Here is a 21,027-nt window from a genome sequence, read left to right as displayed (position 1 = left end):
TTTGCGGCCGCCACCCCGGCTCCCCTCTCCGGGCGCTTCGGCGTGCTCCCGTGCGGCCGCGTCGGCACGCCGCGCGCACGGGAGCACGAGGCGGGACTCAGATGAGTCCGTGCCGCATGGCGTAGCCGACGGCGTGCGCCCGGTTGCGCAGTTCGAGCCGCGTCGCCATCTCGTGCAGCACGTTCTTGACGGTGCGTTCGGAGTACGAGGTCTTCTGCGCGATCTCCGCCGTGCCGAAGCCCTCCGACACCAGCCGGATCATCTCCGCCTCGCGTGCCGTGAGGGTGGAGAGCGAGAGCCCCCGGGGGTCGAGGACCGTGCGCTGGAGGCTGCTGACGTGGTCGAGGAGCTTTCCGAGCAGATCGCCCGGGAGTACGCCTTCACCGTTGGCTATCGCCGTCACCAGGTGGACGATACGGTCCTGGTCGGCCTCCCCGCGCCTGAGCACGGCGGCCACACCGCACTCGATCAGCGTCTGGAGCGCGCCCGATTCGAAGAAGCCGACAACGAGTCCGGTGCGGGTCGCGGTGTTGCGCTGGAGACGGGAAAGGAGCCGGACGGTGGGCTCGTCCACCATGTCCACCACTACTAAGGAGACCTGGGCCCGGTCGGCCTCGGACTCCGCTGTCAGTTCTATCTCGGGACGCGGGCGCAACTGGTGGATCACGCCGGTCTGAAGGATCAGATCCTCCGCGTACACCGCTACGGAGACTCTTCCCAACGGGGCCTTCCGCCCGCTGCGCTGGGCGGAGCGTTCCGCAGCGGTGGGCCTGCGGAACTGCCCGTGCGCCGCCGCTGCGTTCGTCACGTCTGTCGTCGTCATCGTTCCGTGCTCGTCTTCCTCAGGTGCTACTGCTCGGTATGCCGCTTTCCTTTTACCCTTCCCGTTGCACACCGGGTTGCGTCAGGGGGACCTGGCCCGGGCAAGGGGCTCGGGGACACCGTGCCGTGGGGCCGCCGGGGCACAAGCCCTGCCCGTGCGTTGCCCTCGCGTCTCTGCTGTTCCCTCGTGTCCGCGCCTTACCGTCGCACCGTGACCACATCTGCCGAATTCGAAATGTCCACGGTGACGGTGTCGCCCGGCGCCGAGGCGACGACGGCCCTGACGGTGCGCAACGACGGCGACATCGTCGAGGCGTACACGTTCGAAGTGGTCGGCGACTGCGCCGCGTGGAGCACCGTGGAGCCGGCGCGCGTCTCGCTCTATCCGGGCACGTCCGAGGTGGTGACCGTGCGGCTCGCGCCGCCGCGCTCCTGCGAAGTCCGGGCCGGAGAGATGCCCCTGGGGGTACGTGTCCTGCCCGCGGAGCGTCCCGAGTCGGTGGCGGTCCCCGAGGCCGCGGTGGTCGTCGAACCCTTCCACGAGCTCCGGGCCCAGCTCGATCCTCGTCGGCGTCGCGGCTGGCTGGGCGCCCGGTTCCGGACCTCGGTGCAGAACCGGGGGAACACACCGGTCGATGTCGCGCTCACCGGAACACAGGCCGGGGAGGAACTCCGCCTGACCCTCCCTTCGGACCAACGGCGTCTGGAACCGGGCGAGTCGGCCGAGATGGGCCTGCGGGTACGGGCCCGGAAGCTGATCTGGTTCGGCGAGCCGGCCACCTGGCCGTTCGAGGTCGAGGCCGCCGAGAGAGCCGAGGGGAAGGCCGAGGACGAACAGCCCGGCCGTCCGGAGACGCTGTCCGGCGAGTTCGCGCAACTTCCGGTACTGCCCAAGTGGTTGCTGATCGTGCTGGCCGCGCTGCTCGCACTGCTGCTCGCGTGGTTCGCACTGGTCCGGCCCGCGGTGCGGAGCACCGCGAAGCAGGCGGTCACCGAGGCCGCGGAGAAGGAGAGGACGGACAACGGTCAGCAGGGCGCGACTTCGGCCGGTGGCTCGGGCGATCCGGCCGGCGGTCAGGGGCAGGACGGAGGCCAAAAGCCCCGTCCCGGCCAGTCCACCGGCCCCGGCGGCTCCGGCTCGGGCGGTTCCGGCTCGACGACGGGCATGGGCACGGGCGGCAACCAGCAGATGTCGGAGACGATCGACGTGCAGACCGGGGCCGGGGCCGAGAAGAAGGGGACGTACCGGGTGCCCAGGGGGAAGGTGTTCGGGGTCACGGACATCGTGGTGGCGAACTTCCAGGGCGACGAAGGGGTGCTGACCATCACGTTCGGGAACCGGAAGATCACCACCATCGCCCTGGAGACCTTCCGCAACCAGGACTACCACTGGGTCACCCCCATCCAGATTCCGGAGAACGCCGCGGTCACCGCTTCCGTGACGTGCGACAAGCCGGGCACTCCGGCCACCGGAACCCAGGCGACCGGATGCCACCAGGTACTCAATGTCAGCGGCATACTGAGCGACCTCGCACCGTAGGACAAAGCGCCGGGCCCCACTTCCCCCGTGCGGGACGAGAACAGCAGAGAATGCGACCCGGGGAAAACCGGCTTGCCGGTCGTTGGCGAAACCCTTTCCCCGCACGCCCCGGTGATGCGGACCCGCGGCACCCCGCGAAACCGGCGGTGGGCGAAGAACGTCCGGCGTTCGTATGTCCCCCGTCCCTCCCGCCCTTACCCGGCAGGGCATCGCACGAGCGGCCGGTGCTGGTCCGCCGGGCTCCTTTGGTCGCGAGGGGCCCGGCCGGTCGTCCGGTCGCGCTGCCCACTCTGGCTGATAGTGATCGCCCCTCGATCGGGCCCCGGCCACGAACCGTCCCGTCGGCCGCGGAGGCGGGGCGGGGCGGGGGCGCCGATGGCCCGCGCACGGCGCGCCGGAGAGGCGGCCGCGTCGGGGCGGGTACGGGCGCCATCGACAAAACGCGGTGATGTGCCGCAGCCGCGCTCGCGCGCGCTCCGGGGGATGACGGGACGGCCGTCGCCACGGATGTTCGCGAGCGGTTCCGGGAGCCTGACAAGGGCCGGCACCGCATCGCTTCGTTCGCCGTCACTCATCGAGTCCGGGCATCCGCGTTTCTGGCGATCACCGCGCCGACGGGCGCCGTCACCCCTCTTCTATGGAAGTCGAGTTCATTTCGCGTGCACCGAATGTGCCGGGGGAACTGCTTCGGGCCGGCCTCGGGAAGCCTGCCGCGGACGTCCGCGCGGGGAAGAATTCCCCGTCGCCCGGGTGCCTGGGAAGGCAGCGGCCTTGCCCCCTGCCCAGGACTCCGGGGCCTACTGCCCGCCGGGGCGGCCCGACAAGACTGGGCGTCGACCGGATGACCACCCGAAGGAGCGAGCATGCCGTCGTACCTCACCCCCGGCGTATACGTGGAGGAGGTGCAGTCCGGAGCACGGCCCATCGAGGGCGTCGGCACGGCGGTCGCAGCCTTCGTCGGTTTCGCGGAGACCGGCCCCTTCCACCGGCCGACGCTGGTGACCAGCTGGGACCAGTACGTCCAGACCTTCGGCACCTACGCGCCCGACACGTACCTGACGCCGGCGGTCCACGGATACTTCGCCAACGGCGGCGGCGCCGCCTACGTCGTGCGCGTGGGCGGCCCCGCGCAGGACTCCGCGGAGGGCTCGGCCACCGCGGCGGCCCCGTCCGCCGCTCTCGGGGGCTTCCTGATGTCCGCACGGCGCGGTACGAGTGGCGAGCTCTCGGTGGAGGTCGCCGACGCCGAAGGGGAGAACCCTCCGGAGGACCGGTTCCGGCTGCTGGTGCGGCAGGCCGGCAAGGTGGTGGAGACCTTTGACGTCTCCACCCGCAAGAGCGTCAAGGGCTACCTGGTCACCCAGGCCCGCCAGTCCAAGCTGATCGAGGTCGTCGAGCAGCCCGGCACGGCCCAGAGCCGGCCAGAGAACCAGGTCCTCCCGCTCTCTCCCGCCGCTGCCGGCCCGGGGGCCGGCGCCGTGCGCATCGGCCCGGCCGAGTTCGTCGGGGACGCGTCGCAGCGCACGGGCTTCGCGGGGCTCGAGGCGATCGACGAGATCACCATGGTCGCCGTTCCGGACCTGATGAGCGCCCACCAGCGCGGGGACATCGACGCCGACGGCGTCAAGACCGTCCAGCTCGCGCTGATCTCGCACTGCGAGCAGATGGGCGACCGGGTCGCCGTACTGGACACTCCGCCGGGGATGGGCGCGCAGCGGGTCCGCACCTGGCGCAACGACGACACCGGATTCGATTCGCGCTACGCGACCGTGTACTACCCGTGGATCAGCGTCTTCGACCCGGCGGTCGGCCGCAACTCCCTGATGCCGCCGAGCGGTCACGTCGCCGGCGTGTGGGCGCGCAGCGACGGCGAGCGGGGCGTGCACAAGGCCCCCGCCAACGAGGTCATCCGCGGCGCGCTGGACCTGGAGATCCGTCTCAGCAAGGGCGAGCAGGACCTGCTGAACCCGATCGGCGTCAACTGCGTGCGCGCCTTCCCCGGCCGAGGCATCCGGATCTGGGGCGCCCGCACGCTCTCCTCCGACCCCGCCTGGCGCTACCTCAACGTGCGCCGCCTCTTCAACTACCTGGAGGAATCGATCCTCCTGGGCACCCAGTGGGTGGTGTTCGAGCCGAACGACGACCGCCTGTGGTCGAGCATCCGGCGCAACGTGACCGCCTTCCTCACCGAGGAATGGCGCCGGGGCGCTCTCTTCGGCCGCACGGCCGAGGAGGCGTTCTACGTCAAGTGCGACCGCGACAACAATCCGCAGGAGTCGATCGACCTCGGTCAGGTCGTGTGCGAGATCGGCGTGGCGCCGGTGAAGCCCGCGGAGTTCGTGGTCTTCCGTCTCGCGCAGTTCTCCGACAGCACCAGCCTCGTCAACGAGTGACCCGGCAGGGTCCACAAACGGAACAGGTGACACAGAGTCATGGCAGAGGGCGACGCTCTTTCCACCCACGTCTTCGGCGTGCAGCTCGGCGGCTATCTCGTCGAGTCGATCCAGGAGGTCAGCGGTCTGACCGTCGAGGAGGAAGTCGTCGAGGTCCGTCAGGTGACCGCCGAGGGCAAGCAGATCATCCGCAAGCAGCCCGGCGCCCGCCAGGCGGGTGAGGTGACGATCACCCGCGGGATCGACAAGAGCAGCGAGTTCACCAACTGGATCAAGGAGACCCTCAACAAGGGGGCCGTCGACACCGCGCGCCAGAACCTCACCATCGAGATCAAGGACTCGAAGGGCGACACGGTCCGGCGCATCCAGCTGATGCAGGGCTGGGCCAGCAAGTGGGAGGGCCCGTCGCTGAAGGCCGGCGAGTCCAGCGCGGCCACCGAGACGGTCACCATCACCTTCGAGGAGATCGTGGTCGAATGAGGCGCAGGACCGTTACGTCGGGCGGGCTCGACGACGTCCTCGACACCCTCGCGGCGGCCCCGTCCGCCGCACGCGAGGAGGCCCCCGCGCCGCCTGCCGCGCGGGAACGGGAACGCCCGGACCTGCGCACGGAGTTCGAGTTCGAGCTGCCGCGCGGTTACGTCGACGACGAGGGCCAGGTGCACCGGCAGGGCTCGATGCGGCTCGCGACGGCACGCGACGAGCTGCGCCCGCAGATCGACCTGCGGGTGAAGGAGAACCCGGCGTACCTGAGCGTCGTGCTGCTGAGCCAGGTGATCACCCGGCTCGGCACCATCACCGATGTGCACGCCGGGGTGGTCGAGCGGATGTACGCCACCGACGTGGCGTTCCTGCAGGACTTCTACCGGCGGATCAACAGCGAGGGCCACACGCATGCCGCGGTGACGTGTCCGTTGTGCCACGGCTCGTTCGAGGTGGACCTCTCGGGTGGGCGCCTGGGGGAATCGTGACGTACGCACTTCCCCGTCTGCGGGAGGAGATCGCGTACGTCGCCTACCACTTCCACTGGCAGCGTGAGGACATTCTCGACCTCACCCACGGCGAGCGTCAGCAGTGGGTCCGGGAGATAGCGCGGATCAACACCCGCGTCAACGAAGGCGGGTGATCGTATGGGGTTCGGCAACTGGTTCCGTCGAGCGGACCGGACGCGGTCCGACGCCCCCTCCCTGGGCGGGGACGAAGCCGGTGCCGGGACCGACTCGGGCGCCGGCCCGACCGAGCGGCGGGACGGCGACTGGGACGGCGGCTGGCGACAGGTCGCGCCGCCGACGGTGACCGTCGCCCGGTCCTCGATCGGGGTGAGTGACGGGCTGCGGTTCAGGTCGGGCCTCGCCTCGTGGCAGAACGTCGCGTTCGGCGGCGAACTCGGCCATGCCGTGATGCCGTCCGCGCCGGTGGGACTCATCCGCGGGGTCACCCGCCCCGCGGGCGCGCGTGCGGTTTCCGCCGGTGGACCGCTGCTCCTGCGCGCCGCCCGGCCCGGTGCGGACGGGGGCGCCGAACCCGCCGCGGAGCTGCCGCCCGCGGCGGGCGGCTCGGCCGGCCGGGGAGCGACCGGTCGGAGGCAGGGCCCGGCCGCCGTCCAGCGGTCGAGCACTCCGGTGCCTCCCGCCTCCTCCGATCGGGGAACACGGGAACGGGCCGCTCGTGGGAGCGGCGCGAGGGCCCCCGAGGCCGCGTCGGGGACGCACCTGGCGAAGAGTGCGGCACCGGCCGACGGCCCGGAGCCCGCATCGGCGTCGGCGTCGGCGTCGCAGCGGGCCGGGGGCGCCGCATCGGCACCGGCCGCATCCCCGCGCACCCGCCCCGCAGCGGTGCGCCCCCGGCGGACCGCCGCACCGCTGATCGTCGCCCGGCGCCCGGCGATGCCGCTCCGGCACATCACCGGAATTCCGCCGGCGGCGCAATCCGCACCGTCCGCCCCCGTCACCGGCGACGGCGACGGCGACGGCGCCGTGCGACGGAACGCGTCCGACCGGCCGGGCCGCCCCGGCGCGGATGCCACCGTCCCCGCGCCCGACGCCGTGCCCGCACCGGCACCGGCACCGGCACCAGCACCAGCACCAGCACCAGCACCGGACAGCTCCGCCGGGCCGCGCGACGTCACGACGGTGCGGCCCGCCCTGGGCAAGCCGCTGCGGGAACTGCCCGCCGGGGCCGTGCCCACCGCCCCGGCGGGGCGGCGCGGGGTCGTGCCGTCCGGCCCGGCGGGGCAGCGCGAACCGGGCATGCCCGTACTCCAGCGGCAGACATCGCAGGCACCGGACCCGGTGACCGCAGGTCCGCGGGAGGCGACGGCACCGCGCCCGCAGCCGTCCCCGCGTCCCGGCGCCGCGGAGCCGCCCCGGGCACCCCGGTCGTCCCCGTCCCTCCAGTCGGCACCGGCTCCGGGCCGGGCTTCGTCCTCCGGGCCGGAACGGTCCCAGGAGCCCGCCGGGCACGAGCCGTCGAAGCCCGCGCCTGCCGGGGCGCCGGCACCACCACCGCCCGACGGGGCCGGCTCGCCGAGACGTACCCGCAGCGGGATCGGCGCCCCCCTCCCCTCGCTCCCCTCGACGGCCAGTCTCCGGGACGACGCTCCCCTGCTGGGTGACCGCCGTCGGACGCACCCGGGAGCCATGGGCCCCGGCCGGGGCACGACGCCGGCGCGGGAGCCCTCGGCTCCCCCGCCGTCCGCACCGGCCGGGCCCGCACGGACACCGACGCGGCCGGACGGGCCTTCCGGGATGCCCGTGCTCTCGTCCCCCGCGGCTGCGGCTGCCTCCTCGGCCGCACCGGGCCCCGCGGCCGGCCGGCGCGCGACGGACCCCCGTACGCCCACGAACGCATCTCTCACCGGCTCCTCTCCCTCCACGCCCCGGACTCCTCCGGTTCCTTCGGTGTCTTCGGCACCGGCCTCTCCGGTACGTGTCCGGAGGGTCGCCCCGGAGCGGGTGCCGACAGGCGCGTACGGACCCACCGGCGGTGCCGGAAGGCAAGCGCCCGCCGTTCAGCGTTCGCGTGCCCTGCTCCCGAGCAGGGCACTGAAGGTCAGCACCGGCTCGGCCGAGGGCTTCTCGGCCCCGGCGGCGACGGCGGGCGGCGGCGCGGCGCGGCCGGTCGTGGCAGCGACGTGGCGCCGTGACGTACCGCCACCACCGGGGGCCGCCGTACCGCCACCGGGGCACGGCAGTGCGTCGCCCGGACAGGACCGGCCGTCGACCGGTGCGTCCCCCCGGCCGACGGCCCCTCACCCGCGCACCGGTCCCGCCGCACCCGTCCCGGCGCACCGGTCCCGCGCCGACGGACGGGCAGCGGCGCCCGAAGGGCCGACCCCCGGCGGGACCGTCCAGCGCTCGTTCTCCAAAAACCCCGGGTCCGCGGCCTCTGGGAGCGGGGCGCCGCCGGGCCGGACGACCTCCGGTGGTCCCGCTCGCCCCGCACCGGAAGGCGCCGGGGCGAGGACCGCGATCGGCAGTGGCCGGACGAGTCGCGGGTCGTGGGCCGGCGGCTTCCTCCTGCGGCTCGTGCAGCGTTCGGCGCGCGGTGGGCCGACCACGCCGTCCCGGCTCGATGCCGACCCGTCGGCGCGGGATCACGGGGAATCCCGCCCGGCCCGTGTCCCCGCTCCGTCGTCCCCGGCACCGCACCACGCGCCGGCCCTCCCGTACGCGTCACCGTCCTCCCCCGGAGCGTCCGTACCGCACGCGTCGGCGTCCCCGTCCGCAGCGTCCGCGCCGTCCGCCGCTCGGCCGGTTCCGGTGGTGCGCCCGCATCCGCCCGCGACGGCCGGGCCGGGACCGGCCGCCCCGGCCGTACAGCGGATGGCGATGCCGGTGGTGCCCGAGTCCGCCGGGCCCGCGATCACCGGTCCGGCGCCCAAAGACGGCGCCGGACCGGGCGGAGCACCGGCCCTCTCGGTGCGGGTGCCGCAGCCACCGCGTCCCGCCCCCGCTTCTGCCGCCGGAACGAACGATCCGGGGTCCGCGGCCCGGGCCGTGCAGCGCGCGGCGGCCTCAGCCGGGATCACTGGTGTTCCGGTCAGGGCGGCCCCGGTGAAGCCCGCCGGTCCGTCGGCGAGGACCGCAGCGGCCGACCCGCCCGATGCGGCGGGTCCGGCCGCGCACCGGGTGACCGGCGCGGAGATCGAGGAACTGGCACGTCGCCTGCTCGATCCGGTGAGCCGGCTGATCCGCGCGGACCTGCGGCGGGGCCGGGAGCGCGCCGGCCGGTTGTACGACGGCCGCCGCTGACCACCGGTCCCACCCGGCAGCGCACTGGGAAACGGCAGAGAAGAAGAAGAGCAATGACGGACAACATCTTCGCGACGAGCGTGTTCTTCAAGCTGGTGATCGGAGGCAACGACCTGGGTGCCTTCCACACCTGCTCGGGGCTGGGTGCCGAGGTGGAGCTGGAGCAGTACGCCGAGGGCGGCAACAACGGCTTCACCTGGCAGTTGCCGGGGCGGATCACCTGGACCAACATCACGCTGACCCGCCCGGTGACCGCCGACACGCTGAAGATCGCGCGGTGGCTGAACGACACGACCCAGCGGGTCGAGCGCAAGGACGGCGAGATCGTCGCGCTCCGTCCCGACCTCAGCCGCATCATCGGCTGGCAGGTGCAGGGCATCGTGCCGGTGCGCTGGCAGGGCCCCTCCTTCGATCCCGCCAGCTCCCAGCCGGCGATCGAGACGCTGGAGATCGCGCACGAGGGTCTGGAGCCCTCCTGAGCGTTCATCGGATCGCCTGCGGACACCAGCGGTCCGTCACACGTGCGGTCCCGTTCGTCACACGCGAAGTTCCGGAAGGAGGAACGCGATGTCACCCGTCGCCCGCACGAGTCGTGCGCGCGCCCAGCTGACCATCATGGAGCCACCGGCGGAGGTCGGCGCCAAGCCGGGCGGCAGGATCGCCCAGCTCACGTTGCAGTTCAACCCGGCGAAGCTGTCGCTGAACAAGAGCACCGAGTGGCGGCGCACGCCGTCGCGGATGGCCGAGCAGTCCGCGCTGCCCGAGTTCGTGGGCAGCGGACCCCGGACCCTGTCCATGGAGGTCTTCCTCGATGCCACGGCCACCCATGACAACTCGGTGGAGAAGGCGGTGGAGCAGCTGATGCTGGCGTGTGCGCCCACCCCGAAGAGTCTGGCGCGCAAGACGCCGGCCAGCCCCTGGGTGCGCTTCGACTGGGGCACGTCCCGGACGACCTCGTTCGACGGTGTGATGTCCAGCCTGTCCATCTCGTACACGCTCTTCGACGTCGACGGGAAGCCGTTGCGCGCCACCTGTTCCCTCTCGATCGAGGAGGCGGGCGGCGAGACGCCCGGCCAGAACCCGACATCGGGCTCGCGGGAGGCGCGGCGCACCCATCGGGTCGTCGTCGGTGACAGTCTGCCGCTGCTCGCGTGGCGGGAGTACGGCGACGCCACCGCGTGGCGCACGATCGCTCGTGCCAATGACATCGACGACCCGATGCAGTTGGCCCCCGGCACGGAGCTGGTCGTACCCGGCCTGGAGGCCCCCGCCCCGGAGGGCGGCCGGTGACCGCCGCCGGCCGCTCCTTCGCCGCCGATCCGATCGTCGAGGCCCCCGGCGAGCTGCCCCCCGTCTGGGCGGCCCAGTTGGTGAGCTGCGTGGTCGACGAGAACGTCGGCCTGCCGGACACCGCCGTGCTGACGTACCGGGACCCCGACCACAAGCTGCTCACCGCCACCGGGCTCACCATCGGCACCCCGCTGAACATATCCGTGGTCACCGTGCAGGAGCGGGTGCGCGAGCGGTTGTTCACCGGCGAGGTCACGGCGGTCGAGCTGGACAGCGACACCACTGGTTCGTTCACCGTCGTCCGGGCCTTCTCCCGGGCCCATCGGCTGCAGCGCGGGCGGAAGGTGGTGGCCTACCGCAACATGAGGGCCGCGGACATCGTCCGCAAGGTCGCCGCGGGCGCCGGGCTCGCCTGCGGAAGGATCGAGGCCGCGCCCGTCACGTACAAGCAGCTGACCCAGCCCAACGTCTCCGACTGGGAGTTCCTCCAGTACCTCGCGGGCGAGAGCGGCGCGCACGTGCGGGTGGACGACAAGGGCCTGTTGCAGTTCGTGAGGCCGAGACCCGCCGCGTCGGCGCCCTCGCCCGACACGTCCGCCGCCCGGAATCCGATGGTTCTCGAGTACGGGCGCAATCTGCTGGCCCTGCGGGCCGTCCTGACCGGTGCCGACGGGGCGGACGACGTGGAGGTGCGCGGCTGGGACATCGAGACCAAGACGCGGCTGGTGGCCCGTGAGCAGTCCGTGCGCAGCGACACGGTGTCCCCCGGGATGAGTCCGTCGCGGGCGGCCGGCGCGTTCGGGCCGGGCGCCCGGCTGACGGTCGCCGACACCCCGTACCGGACCCAGGCCGAGGCCACGGCCGTCGCCGGTTCGCTCGCCGCCTCGGTGAGTTCCGGTTTCGGGGAGATCGAGGCGGTCGCCGAGGGGAACCCCCGGCTGCGGGCCGGTGAGCCGGTGGCGCTCGGCAACGTCGGGCCCGCGTTCTCCGGCCGCTACACGGCGACCGCCGCGCATCACGTCCTGGAGCCGAACGGCGGCTACCGCACGACCGTGCTGGTGAGCGCCGCGCCCGACCGCTCCCTGGCGGGGCTGGCCGGTGGCGCCGACGCGACCTCGCGCGGTCCGCGCATGCCGGGCCTCGCGATCGGCGTGGTCACCGACATCCGTGAGGAGGGCAGGGGCGAACGGGGCTGGGTCCGGCTGAAGTTCCCCTGGCTCGACGACACCTATGTGTCCGACTGGGTCCGTACGGTGCAGTGGGGCGGCCGGGGCGGCGGCGGTGTGTTCAGTCCCGAGGTCAACGACGAGGTGCTGGTCGGATTCGAGCAGGGCCTGCTGGACAGCCCCTACGTGCTGGGGGGCCTCTACAACGGGGTCGACAAGCCGTCGCCCCACGACGTGCCGCTGGTCGATCCCACCAGCGGCAGGGTCAACCGCCGTTCGCTGGTGTCCCGTTCCGGGCACCGGCTGGAACTGCTGGACAGCCCGCGCGGACCGTCCGGCGTCCGGCTGGCCAGCGGTGACAAGCGGCTCGACGTCACGCTGGACGAGCGGCGAAGCGAGATCGCGCTGAAGGTGTTCGCCCCCGGCGGCACCCGGGTCCTGAGTTCCGTGACCCTTTCCGCGTCCGGCATCACGCTCGACGCCGGTACGGGTGAGGTGAACGTGAAGGGGCGCTCGGTGACCGTCAACGGCAGGACGGGGGTCACCGTCGACGGCGGACTGCTCGCCGTCCTCAAGGCCAAGCTCATCCGGATCAACTGACGTCCTGACACGGCCGGTTCGGCGGCCGAAGTCCTTTTCGCAGCAAGGAGAACAGCGACCATGCCCCCTGCAGCCCGCACGGGCGACACCACCGTTCACGGCGGCCTCATCGGCACCCCGCCACCGGGGGCCGCGGCCGTGGCCACCGTGCTGATCGGCGGCAGGCCGGCGGCCGTCGCCGGCAGCCTGCACGTGTGCGTGGTCCCCCCGCACGCCGCGCTCGGACCCGGGAACGTCATCCTGCCCAACCCCGCCGCCGCGGTCACCGGTCAGGTGCTGATCGGCGGGCTGCCGGCCGCCCGCATGCGGGACACCACCAGTTGCGGCGCGCTGATCACGAGCGGCGCGCCGGACGTCCTGATCGGGGGCCCGGTGTGAGCGGCGGCTTCATCGGACGCGGCTGGGGCTTCCCGTTGCGGGTCGGCCCCACGGGGGGCATCGGCATGGTCGAGCGGGACCGCGAGATCGAGGAGGCGATCGGGCTGATCCTCGGCACGGCGCCGGGTGAGCGGCCGATGCGCCCGGCGTTCGGCTGCGGCATTCACGACTACGTCTTCGCCCCCGGCGACGGCGCCACCGCCGGACGCATCGCGCACGAGGTCCGTACGTCGCTGGAGCGCTGGGAGCCTCGTATCGAGGTGACCGATGTGGTGATCGCGTTCGACGCCATCGAGGAGGGCACCTTGTACATCGACGTGCACTACACCGTCCGCGCCACGAACGACCTGCGCAACCTCGTCTTCCCCTTCTACACCATCCCCTCCTCCGAGGGCTCCGAGGAAGCGGGAGTGCGCTGATGGCCCTGCCCTCACCCAACCTGGACGACCGGCGCTTCCAGCAACTCGTCGACGAGGCCAAGCGGTACGTCCAGCAGCGGACCCCCGAGTGGACCGACCACAACGTGTCGGACCCCGGGGTCACGCTCATCGAGACGTTCGCGTACATGGTCGACCAGTTGCTGTACCGGCTGAACCGGGTGCCGGACAAGAACTACTCGGCCTTCCTCGACCTGCTGGGCGTCACGCTGTTCCCGCCGACGGCGGCGCGGGTGGAGGTCGACTTCTGGCTGTCGGCCCCGCAACCGGAGACCGTGCTGCTCCCGGCGGGCACGGAGGTCGCCACCTCGCGCGGCGAGGCCGAGGAGGCGGTGGTGTTCTCCACCCCCGACGACCTTTCGATCGTGCCGAGTTCGCTGGTCCGGCTGGTCACCGCGCCGGTGTCGGGCGAGCAGACCGACCGCACCGCGCCGCTCGGTGCGGGCGAGGACGTGCCGTGCTTCCAGGCCCGGCCGGAGCCGGGTGACGCCGTGCTGTTCGGGCTGCCGACCGCCGTCCCGCGGTGCATCGTCGCGGTGCGCCTGGACAGCCGCGTGGAGGGCGTGGGCGTGGACCCGCGGCAGCCGCCGCTGGTGTGGGAGGCGTGGGACGGTGCCCGCTGGGTGACGTGCCGGACCGGCACCGACAGCACCGGCGGGCTGAACAGGCCCGGTGAGGTCACTGTGTTCGTCCCCGCCGGACACACCACGTCGGTGGCCGCGGGGACGCGGGCGGGGTGGCTGCGCTGCCGGGTCACCGCTCCGGAGCCGGGCCAGCCGTTCTACTCCGAGTCGCCGACGATCCGGGAGGCCGAGGTGTTCACCGTCGGCGGCACCGCGGGCGTGGAGCACGCGGAGACCGTTGTGGACGTTCCGCTGGGCGTCTCCGAGGGGGTCGCCGGGCAGCGGTTCCGCGTGAACAGGGCGCCGCTGCTGCTGGACGGGGAGCCGCCGGTGGTCCAGGTGTCCTGTGCGGAGGGCTGGCAGGTGTGGACCGCCGTGGAGCACTTCGGCGCCTCCCTGCCGGACGACCGCCACGTGCGGATCGACGCCGTCACCGGCGAGTTCGCGTTCCCGCCCGAGGTGCGGGAGCCCGACGGGACGATGCGCGCCTGCGGCGCCGTGCCCGAGAAGGGCGCACAGCTGCGGGTCCCCCGCTGCCGGACGGGCGGTGGCGCGGCCGGGAACGTCGCGCGGGGCGCCATCAATGTGCTGCGCAGCTCGGTGCCGTACGTGGCGAGCGTGAACAATCGTGAGGCGGCCCGGGGTGGGGTCGACGGCGAGACGGTGGAGAACGCGAAGGTCCGGGCGCCCCACATCCTCCGGGTGCAGGAGCGGGCCGTCACGGCCGCCGACTACGAGATGATCGCCCGCGAGGCCGCTCCCTCCCTGCGCAGGGTCCGGTGCCTGCCCGCCGCCGCGGGCGAGGGCGGTGCGGTGCGGGTCCTGGTGGTCCCCGACGCGGTCCCCGACGCGGGCGGAAACCTGCGGTTCGAGCAACTGATCCCGTCGGACCAGGTGCTCTCGGCGGTCGCGGCGCGGCTCGACGAACGGCGGCTGGTCGGAACCCGGCTGGTGGTGGAACCGCCCGCGTACCAGGGCGTCACCGTGGTCGCCAGGCTGGTGGCGTCCGGTGGGGACGTGGACCGGGTCCGTACGGAGGCGCTCGCGGCACTGTTCCACCACATCGACCCGCTGCGGGGCGGGGCGGACGGGACGGGGTGGCCGTTCGGCAGACCGGTGCAGTACGGCGAGGTCTTCGCGGTGCTCCAGAACGTGCGGGGGGTGGGCCTGGTGGAGGAGGTGCGGCTGTTTCCGGCGGACCCGATCACCGGCCGGCGCGGGGCGGCGCAGGAGCGGATCGACGTCGCCGCGGGCGCCCTGGTCTTCTCGCACCAGCACCAGGTCGTGGTCACCGCGGGCGGGCCCGGTGACGGCGCATGACGAGGGCCGCGGTACCGGGGCTCGCCAGCCGCTACCCGATCGGCGGGCTGCTGCCCGCGCTGTACGCGGACGACGACCTGGCCCAGCGGTTCACCGCGGGCCTGGACACCGTCCTGGCGCCCGTGCTGTCCACCCTGGACAACCTTCCCGCCTACTTCGATCCGGCGCTCGCCCCGGCCGACTTCCTGCCCTGGCTGGCGTCCTGGGTGGGCGCCGATCTCGATCCGGCGCTGCCCGAAGAACTGCGGCGGGCGGTCGTCGCCCGCGCCGTCGAGCTGCACCGTTGGCGTGGCACCCGCCGGGGCCTGATCGAACAGCTCCGGCTCTGCTTCGGCGTCCACGCCGACATCCGTGACGGCGGAGGCGTCGCGTGGTCGTCCGAGCCGGGCGCCGAGCTGCCTGCGGCTCCGACCGGCGAACTGCTGGTGCGGGTCTGGGCGCCGCACGGGGGCCCGGTGGACGCGAGCCGCGTCCTGGACGTCGTCGCGGCGTCGTGCCCCGTACACCTCACGTGCCGGGTGGAGATCCTGCCGGGCCCGCCAGAAGAGACAGGAGGCTGACGCGATGCGCGCATGTCCGGCGTGCGGTGGCGCCAACCGCGAGGACGACGAGTTCTGCGGGAACTGCGGTTCCTATCTGGGCTGGTCCTCCCGGCCGCCGCGGAACACTCCCGCCACCGCGGAACCTGTCGACCCGGAGCAGCCCGTCGGCCCGGAGCAGCCCGTCGGCCCGGCGGATCCCGCTGCCGAACCGACGACACGGGCTCCAGCCATTCCCGAGACCGGTACCGCCCCGCGGACCCCGGACCCCGCCGCCGGGGCCCCGCCCTCCCCGCGTCCCGAGCCGCCGGGCAACCCCACGCGGTCGCGCACACCAAAGCCCGCCGGACCGCCCCCCGCGGTGCCCGCTGCGCGCCCGGAACCCTCCCCGCAGCCGGCGCAGCCCGCCCCTGTCCCACCGGAGCCATCGGCGGGACAGGACGTGCCCGTCGTCGCGGTGCGGCCGGCCGAGCCGATCGCCCGGCGTCCCGTCGTCAGGCCCGTGGCAGCGGAAGAGAACCCCGACGGGCCGCCGTGCCCGGCGTGCGGCACCCCGAACCTTGCGGGACGCCGGTTCTGCCGGCGCTGCGCCGCACCGCTGCACACCCGCGAGCAGCCGAAGCCGCTGCCGTGGTGGCGCACGGTGTGGCCGTTGCGCCGCCGTGTGCGGGGCGGATCGGGCCGGGTACTGCGGCGGACCCTGCTGGCGCTGGCGGTCGTCGGGCTGCTGTTCGTGGGCTTCCTGCTCCTGCCGGCCGGGCGCTACGTCTTCGAGGACGTACGGGACAAGCTCGGCGGGACGGCGGAGGTCGGCCCGGCGAAGGCCACCGCGAGCTCCCAGGCTCCCGGCCACCCGGCGAGCGCGGCCATCGACGGAGTGACCAACACGTACTGGGGGGCACCCACGCTCGGCTCGTCCTTGACATGTGTCTTCGACAAGCCGTTCCGACTGGTCGGCGTGGTGGTGCACACCGGTGTCTCGAAGGAACCCCAGGAGTTCCGGCAGGGGGCCAGGCCCACTCGGGCCGATCTGATCGTCACCACGGCGGACGGCGAGGTACGTGAGAAGGAGGTGCCGCTCACCGACAAGCCGGGCCCGCAGACGATACGGACCGGCATCAGCGACGTCGTCTCCGTCCGGCTCGTGCTGCGGGCCGCGTCCGGCCAGGGCGAGGGGCGGCCCATCGCGGTCGGGGAGGTCGAGTTCTTCAAGCGCACGTGAGACCGAGCACCGCTCGCGAGCGGACAGCCGCGGCACAGCGCTGCCGTGGTGATGCGCGAAAGGGCCTCGGGGGCGCGTTCCCCGGGGTCCGCGCGGACGCCCTTGCGCGCCGGGACGGAACAAGGCGCCCTCACCGGGGCTCCGGGCCTGCGCGCCGCGCCCGTTCCCCGGGGGGTGGTTCTTCGGGTCGGAACACGTCCATGTCATGTGCGCCGCGCGGCGCGCAGGGTCCGCAGCGTGAGTGTGCCGTCGGGCCCGTTGCCGACGCGGGTGCCGAACGCCCGGCTGTGTCCGTCCAGGGCGGCACGCAGCCACTCGGTGTCCTGCGGTGAGGCATGCTCGAGCCGCATCCTGCGGGCCTGCAGGGGCACCATCCGCATGTCGACCAGTCGGCCGGTGTCCGCCTCCACCGACACCAGGTACAGCAGCCGCAGGTCGTCCCGGTAGCTTTCGTAGCCGCCGATGCCCTCGTAGTCGTCGATGAGGTCGCCGCAGCCGTACAGGACGAGCCGGTCCTTGTACACCTCCAGCGGGCGCGGGTGGTGCGAGGAATGTCCGTGCACGATGTCGACGCCGGCGTCGAGGAGTGTGTGGGCGAAGCGGACCTCGGAGCGGGAGACGTCGTGGCCCCAGTTGGGGCCCCAGTGGACCGAGGCGACCGTGATGTCCCCCGGTCGCCGGACCTGACGCAGACGGTCGGCGAACGCGGCCGCGGCGGCGACCGAAGGCTTGGCGACGACGTCGGCGCCGGCCCGCCGCCCGTCGGCGGCCCAGTCCGGGGGGATCCCGCTGGACGGCATCCCGAAGGAGAAGACCAGCACCCGCCCGCCGGAGCGCAGGGGCACGATCGCCGGCCGCCTCGCCCGCACCACGTCCCGACCCGCGCCCGCCGTCCGCAGCCCCGCCCGCGCCAGGGCGTCGAGCGTCTCACGGAGGCCGACCGGGCCGAAGTCGAGCACATGATTGTTGGCCAGCGCACAGACGTCCGGGCGGGCCGCGGCCAGGCAGGGCAGGTTGGCCGGGCTCATCCGGTAGTGGACGTCCTTGCCGGGCACGAAGTCCCCGTCGCCGGTGACGGCGGTCTCCAGATTGACCACCCGCACGTCGGGCGCGGCGTCGTCCAGGACCGGCAGCGCCTCGCCCCACGGCCAGCGGAAGTCGACCGGCCGGGGAATCGGCCCGTTCGCCGCCTCGGCAAGGCCGACGTAGTCCCGGGCGTCGCGGACGTACGGCTCGCGCAGCGCCGGATCACCGGGGTGCGGAAGGATCTGGTCGACGCCCCGGCCGAGCATCACGTCCCCGCCGAGGAACAGGGTGACCACGCCCTCGTACATCCTCCCAATCTAAGACCGACCGGACGGTGCGCGAAGCATCCGCACGACGGGCCCGTCCGCGGGACGCGCACGGTCAGGGCCGGGGCATCGGTCGGCAGCTCCCGGTCGGCCCGCATCGCCCTGCCCATGGCTCGGCGACGAGTCGTCGGAGCAGACCGAGGTCCACGTCGCGCAGGCTGTGGGCGACCGTCCGGCGCGGTGCCGCGGGGATGGGGGTGAACGAGGGTACGGCGAGGACCGTGCAGTCGGCCGCCTCCGCGGAGGCGACACCGGTCGGGGTGTCCTCCACGGCGACGCACGCGGTGGGAGTGACGCCCAGGGCGGCCAGGGCCGCCCGGTAGGAGTCGGGGAACGGCTTGGTGCGCGGCGTCTCCCCCGCGGCGAAGGAAGTGGTGAACCGGTGCCGTCCGAGGACATCGATGACGATGTCCACGACGGGCCGGGGCGAGGCCGACACCAGCGCCGTGGCCACTCCCGCGGCGTGGACCGCCGCGAGGAGTTCCACGGCCCCCGGCAGGGGGACGACCTCCCCGCGGACGAGCTGTGTGAAGCGTCGTTCGAGGGACGCGGCGAGCCGGGCCGCCCCGGCCCGGCCGGCCGTGCGGGAGGCGAGGTGGGCGGCGCTGTCCTCGATCGCGCGACCGAGGACGAACGGGAGGTCCGCGTCCTCGAGGACGAGTCCCAGCCCGAGGGCCTCCTCCTCGACCGCTCGCCGCCAGAGCCGCTCGGTGTCGACGAGTGTGCCGTCCATGTCGAAGAGGACCGCCTGGAGTTCGGTGTGCACAAAGGCTCCCTGGGCTGGGGTCGGTTGGGCCCGGCCCGCGACCGGGCCGGGGGTCATGGACGGGCCCGGAGCCCGATCCGGAGGGTGCGGATCTCGAACGGGCGCAGCGTGAGGTGGACCGACGCGCTCTGCGGTGTGGCGGGCCGGGCGGGTGCCGCTTCGCCCAGGGGGCGCTCCAGGAGGTCCGTCTCCGTCACGGTGTCCCACGGGACGGATGTGGTCAGCGTGGTCCGGGCACGTCCGCCGTGGGCTTCGTAGAGCCTGACGACGAGGTCGCCGGAGCGGTCGTCGGCGAGCTTGACGGTCTCGACGACGACGGCCTCGTCGTCCGTCGTGACGAGAGGGGCCACCCCCTTCATCCCGGGGACGGAGCGCTCCGGGAGGTTGAAGGCGTACGCCTCGCGTACGGCGTCGGCGATGTCGGCGCCGAGGACGAAGCCGTAGCGCAGCCGGTGTTCTCCCTGGTCGGCGTCCGGGTCGGGGAAGCGGGGGGCCCGCAGCAGGGAGAGCCGTACGGTCGTGGTCGTGCCGCCGTCCTCGCGTACGTCCCGGGTGACGTCGTGGCCGTAGGTGGAGTCGTTGACCAGGGCCGCGCCCCAGCCCCGCTCGCCGACGTGGAGGTACCGGTGGGCGCAGATCTCGAACTTCGCGGCGTCCCAGCTCGTGTTGGTGTGGGTGGGGCGCCGGACATGGCCGAAGGGGATCTCGGCGGTCGAGTGGTCGGCGCGGACGTCCAGGGGAAAGGCCGCCTTGAGAAGGCTCTCCCGCTCGTGCCAGTCGATGGCGGTGTCGATGTCGAGGCGCCGCGAGCCCTCCCGCAGCGAGAGCAGCTGCCGGATGCGCGAACCCCCGAAGCCGCGCCGGACCTCGACGCCCCCGTCGACGGCCGTCACGTCGTCGACGTCCGTGAGGTCGCGGACGGTGTTGCGATAGAAGGCGTCGATGTCCCAGGCGTCGTACTCGTTGGGGAAGTCCTGGTGGAGTTGGAGCAGATTGGCCACGGCACCGGGGGGCAGGGCTTCGCGGCCCGCGGCGAGGTCGACGGCCGAGACCACGAGTCCGCGGTGGTCGATCACGAAACGCACCAGGCCGTTGTCGAGCACGTGGCCGCCCTCGTGCGGCGCCGGGACGACCGTGGGTACGGGGTCCCCGGTGCGCGGGGCGGCGCCGAGGGCGTCGACGCCGCCCCGGGCGAACGGCGCGCCGTTGAAGACGACCGTGCCCGATCCCTGGCCGGCCAGCGCCCGCTGTGCGGCGTCGACGAGGCCGTCCAGTTCGGCACGCACCGCCGCATACGTCTCCTCCGCCTGCCGGTGCACCCAGGAGATGGAGGAACCGGGCAGGATGTCATGGAACTGGTGCAGCAGGACCGTCTTCCAGAGCCGGTCGAGTGCGTCATACGGATAGGGGAAGCCGGTGCGCACGGTTGCCGTCGCCGACCACAGTTCGGCCTCGCGCAGCAGGTGCTCGCTGCGCCGGTTGCCCTGTTTGGTCCGCAGCTGGCTGGTCAGCGTGCCCCGGTGGAACTCAAGGTAGAGCTCGCCCAGCCACACCGGGGCGTCGGGGTACTCCGCGTGCGCGCGGGCGAAGAAATCGGCGGGCCGCTCGATGACGACCCGGGGGGATCCCTCCAGGTCGGCCAGTCGCTCGGCGCGGGCGAGCATCTCGCGGGTGGGTCCGCCGCCGCCGTCGCCGTATCCGAAAGGCAGCAGGGAGTGGTTGGCCGGGCCCTTGTCCTGGAAGTTGCGTACCCCGTGGGCGAGTTCCGCTCCGGACAGCTCGCCGTTGTACAGAGCGGCTCGCCGCCGGCCTCGCCGCCCGTCAGCCAGGGGGGCCGGTCCCCCGCCCGCGTCGGTGCGTGGTGGGGTTCGCCGGGGAAGGGGACGGTCGGGTTGGCGGCGGCCTCGACGTAGTAGGTGAACTCTTCGCCTCCGGTCGCCGGGTCGCCGACGGGGATCCACGCGTTGCGCGGGTTGAGCGCCTTGACCACGGTGCCGTCCTGGCGGTGGACGAGGCCCTCGGTCGAGAAGCCGGGGCCGGTGACGTCGAAGCCCAGGTCGAGTACGGCCTCGACCCGCTGCCCCGCCCACCCCGGCGGCACCTGTCCGCTGATCCTGAACCAGCTGGTGGACCAGGCCGGTCCCCACCGGTGGCCGAGCGTGACGGGCCGGTAGGGCGCGGTCAGTCCGTCGGGCACGGGCACGGGTTCGCCCGGGGCGTTCCAGATCTCCACCTGGAGCGGCGTGGCGCGGGCGTGGACGGCCGGGCGGATGCGCTGGTTCAGCACGCGGTCGAGCCGCTGCTCGGTCAGGCGCCGGTTGCTGTG

At 73.4% G+C, this 21,027-nt stretch carries 18 protein-coding genes; 14 read left to right on the top strand and 4 right to left on the bottom strand.

Going from position 1 to position 21,027, the window contains the following annotated elements; translation table 11 throughout:
• Positions 1-97 precede the first annotated feature (97 nt).
• Positions 98-823, bottom strand: a complete 726-nt coding sequence (locus tag ACGF2V_RS17675; RefSeq protein WP_362706897.1) for a LuxR C-terminal-related transcriptional regulator — start codon at positions 821-823, stop codon at positions 98-100.
• 234 nt (positions 824-1,057) lie between these two features.
• Here ACGF2V_RS17675 and ACGF2V_RS17670 point away from each other — a divergent pair, with 234 nt between their 5' ends.
• The 14 genes from ACGF2V_RS17670 to ACGF2V_RS17605 all read left to right on the top strand — a co-directional run bounded on the left by ACGF2V_RS17670 (position 1,058) and on the right by ACGF2V_RS17605 (position 16,583).
• The gene (locus ACGF2V_RS17670; protein ID WP_362707093.1) at positions 1,058-2,362 is read left to right on the top strand and encodes a hydrolytic protein; all 1,305 of its coding nucleotides are present in this window, start codon (positions 1,058-1,060) and stop codon (positions 2,360-2,362) included.
• Positions 2,363-3,225: 863 nt separating this feature from the next.
• Positions 3,226-4,755 (top strand): phage tail sheath family protein, encoded by a 1,530-nt coding sequence (locus ACGF2V_RS17665; RefSeq protein ID WP_362706894.1) that lies wholly within the window; start codon positions 3,226-3,228, stop codon positions 4,753-4,755.
• A 39-nt stretch (positions 4,756-4,794) separates the two neighbouring features.
• Positions 4,795-5,235 carry a phage tail protein gene (locus ACGF2V_RS17660; protein ID WP_351203218.1) on the top strand — a complete coding sequence of 147 codons (441 nt, stop codon included), beginning with the start codon at positions 4,795-4,797 and terminating at the stop codon, positions 5,233-5,235.
• Positions 5,232-5,726: a hypothetical protein gene (locus ACGF2V_RS17655; RefSeq protein WP_362624370.1), complete on the top strand. Its 495-nt coding sequence runs from the start codon at positions 5,232-5,234 to the stop codon at positions 5,724-5,726. The genes ACGF2V_RS17660 and ACGF2V_RS17655 overlap by 4 nt, the downstream gene beginning before the upstream one ends.
• Positions 5,723-5,881, top strand: a complete 159-nt coding sequence (locus tag ACGF2V_RS17650) for a DUF6760 family protein (RefSeq protein WP_003966147.1) — start codon at positions 5,723-5,725, stop codon at positions 5,879-5,881. The genes ACGF2V_RS17655 and ACGF2V_RS17650 overlap by 4 nt, the downstream gene beginning before the upstream one ends.
• 2,704 nt (positions 5,882-8,585) lie before the next feature.
• Complete coding sequence (locus tag ACGF2V_RS17645) at positions 8,586-9,008, top strand: hypothetical protein (protein WP_392912568.1); 423 nt, start codon at positions 8,586-8,588, stop codon at positions 9,006-9,008.
• A gap of 53 nt (positions 9,009-9,061) precedes the next feature.
• Positions 9,062-9,487 (top strand): phage tail protein, encoded by a 426-nt coding sequence (locus ACGF2V_RS17640; protein WP_362624364.1) that lies wholly within the window; start codon positions 9,062-9,064, stop codon positions 9,485-9,487.
• A gap of 88 nt (positions 9,488-9,575) precedes the next feature.
• Positions 9,576-10,298 (top strand): LysM peptidoglycan-binding domain-containing protein, encoded by a 723-nt coding sequence (locus ACGF2V_RS17635; RefSeq protein ID WP_362624362.1) that lies wholly within the window; start codon positions 9,576-9,578, stop codon positions 10,296-10,298.
• Positions 10,295-12,064 carry a VgrG-related protein gene (locus ACGF2V_RS17630; RefSeq protein ID WP_362624360.1) on the top strand — a complete coding sequence of 590 codons (1,770 nt, stop codon included), beginning with the start codon at positions 10,295-10,297 and terminating at the stop codon, positions 12,062-12,064. Before ACGF2V_RS17635 ends, ACGF2V_RS17630 begins: the two co-directional genes overlap by 4 nt.
• Before the next feature lie 60 nt (positions 12,065-12,124).
• Entirely contained in the window at positions 12,125-12,442 is a 318-nt protein-coding gene (locus ACGF2V_RS17625) for a PAAR domain-containing protein (RefSeq protein WP_362624358.1), read from the top strand.
• On the top strand, positions 12,439-12,861 hold the full coding sequence (locus ACGF2V_RS17620) for a GPW/gp25 family protein (RefSeq protein ID WP_362706890.1): 423 nt from the start codon (positions 12,439-12,441) through the stop codon (positions 12,859-12,861). The genes ACGF2V_RS17625 and ACGF2V_RS17620 overlap by 4 nt, the downstream gene beginning before the upstream one ends.
• Positions 12,861-14,822 carry a putative baseplate assembly protein gene (locus ACGF2V_RS17615; RefSeq protein WP_362706888.1) on the top strand — a complete coding sequence of 654 codons (1,962 nt, stop codon included), beginning with the start codon at positions 12,861-12,863 and terminating at the stop codon, positions 14,820-14,822. The genes ACGF2V_RS17620 and ACGF2V_RS17615 overlap by 1 nt, the downstream gene beginning before the upstream one ends.
• Complete coding sequence (locus tag ACGF2V_RS17610; protein ID WP_362624353.1) at positions 14,819-15,382, top strand: phage tail protein; 564 nt, start codon at positions 14,819-14,821, stop codon at positions 15,380-15,382. The genes ACGF2V_RS17615 and ACGF2V_RS17610 overlap by 4 nt, the downstream gene beginning before the upstream one ends.
• 481 nt (positions 15,383-15,863) lie before the next feature.
• Positions 15,864-16,583 (top strand): NADase-type glycan-binding domain-containing protein, encoded by a 720-nt coding sequence (locus ACGF2V_RS17605; RefSeq protein WP_362624351.1) that lies wholly within the window; start codon positions 15,864-15,866, stop codon positions 16,581-16,583.
• A gap of 203 nt (positions 16,584-16,786) precedes the next feature.
• Here the strand turns inward: ACGF2V_RS17605 and ACGF2V_RS17600 are convergent, their stop codons facing one another.
• The 3 genes from ACGF2V_RS17600 to ACGF2V_RS17590 form a co-directional block, all read right to left on the bottom strand.
• A complete protein-coding gene (locus ACGF2V_RS17600) occupies positions 16,787-17,917 on the bottom strand; it encodes a CapA family protein (protein ID WP_362706885.1) in 1,131 nt (376 codons plus the stop codon).
• A gap of 73 nt (positions 17,918-17,990) precedes the next feature.
• Positions 17,991-18,701: an HAD family phosphatase gene (locus tag ACGF2V_RS17595; protein WP_362706882.1), complete on the bottom strand. Its 711-nt coding sequence runs from the start codon at positions 18,699-18,701 to the stop codon at positions 17,991-17,993.
• A 53-nt stretch (positions 18,702-18,754) separates the two neighbouring features.
• Entirely contained in the window at positions 18,755-20,662 is a 1,908-nt protein-coding gene (locus ACGF2V_RS17590) for an alpha-mannosidase (protein WP_392912558.1), read from the bottom strand.
• Positions 20,663-21,027: the final 365 nt, after the last annotated feature.

The sequence above is a fragment of the Streptomyces sp. NPDC047982 genome (assembly GCF_043204165.1).
Taxonomy (GTDB): Bacteria; Actinomycetota; Actinomycetes; order Streptomycetales; family Streptomycetaceae; genus Streptomyces.
Note: the sequence above shows the minus strand (reverse complement) of the source record. Positions and strands in the feature narration are given on the sequence as shown.

What these genes read in the sequence shown, in the direction of transcription:
- ACGF2V_RS17675 (WP_362706897.1), bottom strand. Translation starts at nt 823, where the DNA reads ATGACGACGACAGACGTGACGAACGCAGCGGCGGCGCACGGGCAGTTC.
- ACGF2V_RS17670 (WP_362707093.1), top strand. Translation starts at nt 1,058, where the DNA reads ATGTCCACGGTGACGGTGTCGCCCGGCGCCGAGGCGACGACGGCCCTG.
- ACGF2V_RS17665 (WP_362706894.1), top strand. Translation starts at nt 3,226, where the DNA reads ATGCCGTCGTACCTCACCCCCGGCGTATACGTGGAGGAGGTGCAGTCC.
- ACGF2V_RS17660 (WP_351203218.1), top strand. Translation starts at nt 4,795, where the DNA reads ATGGCAGAGGGCGACGCTCTTTCCACCCACGTCTTCGGCGTGCAGCTC.
- ACGF2V_RS17655 (WP_362624370.1), top strand. Translation starts at nt 5,232, where the DNA reads ATGAGGCGCAGGACCGTTACGTCGGGCGGGCTCGACGACGTCCTCGAC.
- ACGF2V_RS17645 (WP_392912568.1), top strand. Translation starts at nt 8,586, where the DNA reads ATGCCGGTGGTGCCCGAGTCCGCCGGGCCCGCGATCACCGGTCCGGCG.
- ACGF2V_RS17640 (WP_362624364.1), top strand. Translation starts at nt 9,062, where the DNA reads ATGACGGACAACATCTTCGCGACGAGCGTGTTCTTCAAGCTGGTGATC.
- ACGF2V_RS17635 (WP_362624362.1), top strand. Translation starts at nt 9,576, where the DNA reads ATGTCACCCGTCGCCCGCACGAGTCGTGCGCGCGCCCAGCTGACCATC.
- ACGF2V_RS17625 (WP_362624358.1), top strand. Translation starts at nt 12,125, where the DNA reads ATGCCCCCTGCAGCCCGCACGGGCGACACCACCGTTCACGGCGGCCTC.
- ACGF2V_RS17615 (WP_362706888.1), top strand. Translation starts at nt 12,861, where the DNA reads ATGGCCCTGCCCTCACCCAACCTGGACGACCGGCGCTTCCAGCAACTC.
- ACGF2V_RS17610 (WP_362624353.1), top strand. Translation starts at nt 14,819, where the DNA reads ATGACGAGGGCCGCGGTACCGGGGCTCGCCAGCCGCTACCCGATCGGC.
- ACGF2V_RS17600 (WP_362706885.1), bottom strand. Translation starts at nt 17,917, where the DNA reads ATGTACGAGGGCGTGGTCACCCTGTTCCTCGGCGGGGACGTGATGCTC.